The organism is Mesorhizobium sp. M7A.F.Ca.AU.002.02.1.1 (assembly GCF_003998535.1).
GTDB classification, from domain to species: Bacteria; Pseudomonadota; Alphaproteobacteria; order Rhizobiales; family Rhizobiaceae; genus Mesorhizobium; species Mesorhizobium ciceri.
This window is the reverse complement of sequence record NZ_RZPB01000663.1, coordinates 1-3,380: the sequence shown is the minus strand read 5'-3', so window position 1 is coordinate 3,380 and position 3,380 is coordinate 1. Positions and strand designations below refer to the sequence as shown.

Here is a 3,380-nt window from a genome sequence, read left to right as displayed (position 1 = left end):
AAGCGGCGCAGCGTCACCCGGCGATTCTGCCAGTTTTCGTTCTGCGTCTGCACCAGCAAAAACTCCTCACCGTAACCAACGGTTTCCAGTGCATGGCCGGGCACCCTAAATTCGCGCACCAATGTGCGCTTGAGCGAAGCGGCGCGTTGTTCGGACAGGGCCTGGTTCGACTGGAAGGAGCCGACGGCGTCGGTATGGCCCTCGATCAGCACGCGGGCGCCGGGATCGCGGCGCAGGATTCGCCGCAGCGCGTCGGCAATAGTCTCGATCTTGTCGTATTGCGAGTTGGCAATAGCCGCCGAACCGAAGGCGAAGTTGATCGACTGGATATCGATCGAGCGGGCCATGCGGCGCAAATCCGGGCGCCGCTTGAATTCCCGGATGGTGACGCGCTCGTTCGGCCGCAATTTCACACGCGGTGCTGCCTCGAGCTTCCGCTCGATCGTCGCGGCCGAAGGCGTTGTCGCCTGGGCTGCGGCCAGGCTTGGCATGGCAATCGCCGCGATCAGCGCGGCGGCAAGTGTACGGCGGGTCAGCATGTCTTCGTCTCCTTCGGCCTTGGCCGCATTGATGGTGCGGGCAACATGCCAAAAGCAGCCTGAAGGGCCGATGAACGACAGGTTCAGATTCGAGCTGGTGTCAGCTTCCGGCTAGGGCCGCATGACGCTGGCCGCGCGCTCGGCGAAAGGCAGCGGATGCACGATTTCCTTCTTTTGCGCCACCGGTGCAAAGCCGAGCTTCTGGTAAAGCGGCAGAGCCGCCGGATGATCGAGCGTGCAGGTCTGCACCGTCACGCGCTTCGGACCATGCGACCAGGCGGCTGCGATCGCGGAACCCAGGAACCAGCGGCCGATGCCTTGTCCCGTCGCATGTTCCATCATGCCGAAATAGGCGAGCTCGACTTCTTCCGGCAGATGCGGCTTGAGATCGAAGAAGCCGGCGGGTGCGCCGTCGAGATAAAGGACCCTGATGTCGCGATCCTCGCGATGAATGCCGGCGGCAAGCTCGTCGTCATCCAGCCTCAGCACATTGACCCAGTGCCATTTGCGCCCCACCCGGTCCATCAGATAGCGGTAGAAATGCAGCGGAATGTCCTTGGTCTTCAGCAGCGCGATCTGACGGTTGTAGGGCACCGGCGGCGAATAGGCCGGCGGCACATGCATCTCGAGAAACGTCACCGTGACGTCAATATCTTCCAGCGCGCCGTTTTCCATCGTCTTCATTCCTTGCCGATCACAACGGGGCCGGTCACGACAGGCGTGTCGGAAAGCCCGCCCCACTCCGTCCAGGAGCCGTCGTAAAGCCTGTTGTTGGTATGGCCAAGTGTTTCCAGCGCCAGCGTCACCACCGCTGCGGTAATGCCGGAGCCGCATGAGGTGACGACAGGTTTCGACAGATCGATGCCGGCCTCCTCGATCGCCTTGCGCAGGCGGTCCTTCGACAGCAGCTCGCCATTTTCCGACAGCGCCGAATAGGGCAGATTGCGCGCGCCAGGCATATGGCCGGAGCGGATACCCGCGCGCGGCTCAGGCTCGGCGCCGGTAAAGCGGCCCGGTCCCCGGGCGTCGGCGATCTGGCTTGCCCTGGTGTCGACGATCCGGCGCATGTCGGCGAGGCTGGCGACGCGCCCGGAGTCGAAATCGGCATGAAACACGCTTGGCGCGATCTTCGTCGGCTCAGCCGTCACCGGTCTGCCGGCGGCTTTCCAGCCATCGAAGCCGCCATCCAGAATATAGGTCTGGAAGACGCCCATCACCCTGAACATCCACCACGCCCGGGGCGCCGAGAAGAAACCCGGACCATCGTAGACGACGATGGTGTCATCGGCCGAAACGCCCATGGCGCCGACATACTGGGCAAAATGCTGCGGTGACGGCAGCGTATGCGGCAAGGGCGAATCCGGATCCGAAACCGCATCCTGATCCAGAAATCGTGCGCCCGGGATGTGGGCCGAATCATACTCGCCGCGCGCATCGCGCTTCTGCGCCGGGAGATACCAGGATGCGTCGAGAATCGTCAGGCCCGGCTCGCCGAGACGTTGCTGCAGCCAGTCTGCGTCGACGGTGAAGGGGCTGTCCTCGGCCATTTTGTGCTCCTGCTCGCCTTTTGGCGATCACTGTCTGTTCAGTTTGCCGGCATCGGCCCAAAGCGGATGCGGAAGCGCCGGTTTTCACGGCCCTTCTTCTCGATCTTGCCGATGTGGATTTCGCCGACTTCGCCAGTGCTCTTCACATGGGTGCCGCCGCAGGGCTGGCTGTCCACCGAGGCGTTGTCGCCGATACAGACCAGGCGGATCTTGCCGGTGCCGGCCGGCGGCCGGACGTTCTTGGATTTCACCAGGCCGGGATTGGCGGCCAGTTCCTCGTCACTGATCAGCCTGACAAAGATCGGATGATCGGCCCGCACCAGCTCCATCAGCCCGGCGGTGATGTCCTCCTTGGTGAAGCCGGCATCCGGAGCGTCGAAGTCGACACGGCTGTCGTCCTCGGAAACGGCGGCACCGGTGATTGGAAACGGACAGACGACGGTGAGCAAATGGCAAGCCGCATGCATGCGCATCAGGAGATGCCGGCGTTCCCAGTCGATGGCCAACCTCACCGTCTCGCCGACCTGTGGCACTGCTTGCTCCGGCGCCGGCACATGGATGATCTCGTCCTTGGTCTCGCCGGTGAGGGTAGCGGCAATGGCGATGCGGCTGCCGTCCGCGCGTTCGAGACACCCGGTATCGCCCGGTTGGCCGCCCGAAGTGGCGTAGAAGATCGTCCGGTCGAGGATGATGCCGCCGCGGTCGTTGACGGCAACGATCGTCGCATCCGCCGTCCGCAGATAGGCGTCGTCGCGAAACAGGGCATCCGTCCAGTTTGCCATCACGCGACCTTTTCGAACGGCACCGAAATTGTGCTCTTCAGCTCCATCCAACCCGGCACCGGCAGTTGCTTCTCGCGCAGGAATTCCGGGTTGAACAGTTTTGACTGATAGCGCGTGCCGTAGTCACAAAGAATGGTCACGATGGTGTGGCCGGGACCCAATTCCCTGGCCAGGCGGATCGCGCCGGCAATGTTGATGCCGGTCGAGCCACCGACGCAAAGCCCCTCTTCCTGGATCAGGTCGAAGACGATCGGCAGCGCATCCTCATCGGGGATCTGGAAGGAAAAGTCCGGCGTGAACCCTTCGAGATTGGCGGTGATGCGCCCCTGCCCGATGCCTTCGGTGATCGAGCTGCCTTCGGACTTCAGCTCGCCGCTGGTGTAGAAGGAGTAGAGCGCGGCCCCCAGCGGGTCGGCCAGCGCGATCTTCACATCCTTGCTTTTCGCCTTCAGCCCAAAGGCGCCGCCGGCCAGCGTGCCGCCGGAACCGACCGCCGAGACAAAGCCATCGAC

5 protein-coding genes are annotated in these 3,380 nt (G+C 63.4%); all 5 read right to left on the bottom strand.

Features of this window, described 5'->3' with window-relative positions:
- Positions 1 to 539 (bottom strand): OmpA family protein (locus EN879_RS28970; protein ID WP_164774638.1); only part of this gene is annotated, 539 nt, incomplete at its 3' end.
- Between the two features lie 111 nt (positions 540 to 650).
- Positions 651 to 1,214 (bottom strand): GNAT family N-acetyltransferase, encoded by a 564-nt coding sequence (locus tag EN879_RS28965; protein WP_013531462.1) that lies wholly within the window; start codon positions 1,212 to 1,214, stop codon positions 651 to 653.
- 5 nt (positions 1,215 to 1,219) lie between these two features.
- A complete protein-coding gene (sseA, locus tag EN879_RS28960; protein WP_063168058.1) occupies positions 1,220 to 2,086 on the bottom strand; it encodes a 3-mercaptopyruvate sulfurtransferase in 867 nt (288 codons plus the stop codon).
- Positions 2,087 to 2,124: 38 nt separating this feature from the next.
- Complete coding sequence (locus EN879_RS28955) at positions 2,125 to 2,868, bottom strand: alanyl-tRNA editing protein (protein ID WP_063168059.1); 744 nt, start codon at positions 2,866 to 2,868, stop codon at positions 2,125 to 2,127.
- Positions 2,868 to 3,380: pyridoxal-phosphate dependent enzyme (locus EN879_RS28950; protein WP_127274413.1), on the bottom strand; the 513-nt coding region annotated here is incomplete at its 5' end. The genes EN879_RS28950 and EN879_RS28955, both read right to left, overlap by 1 nt.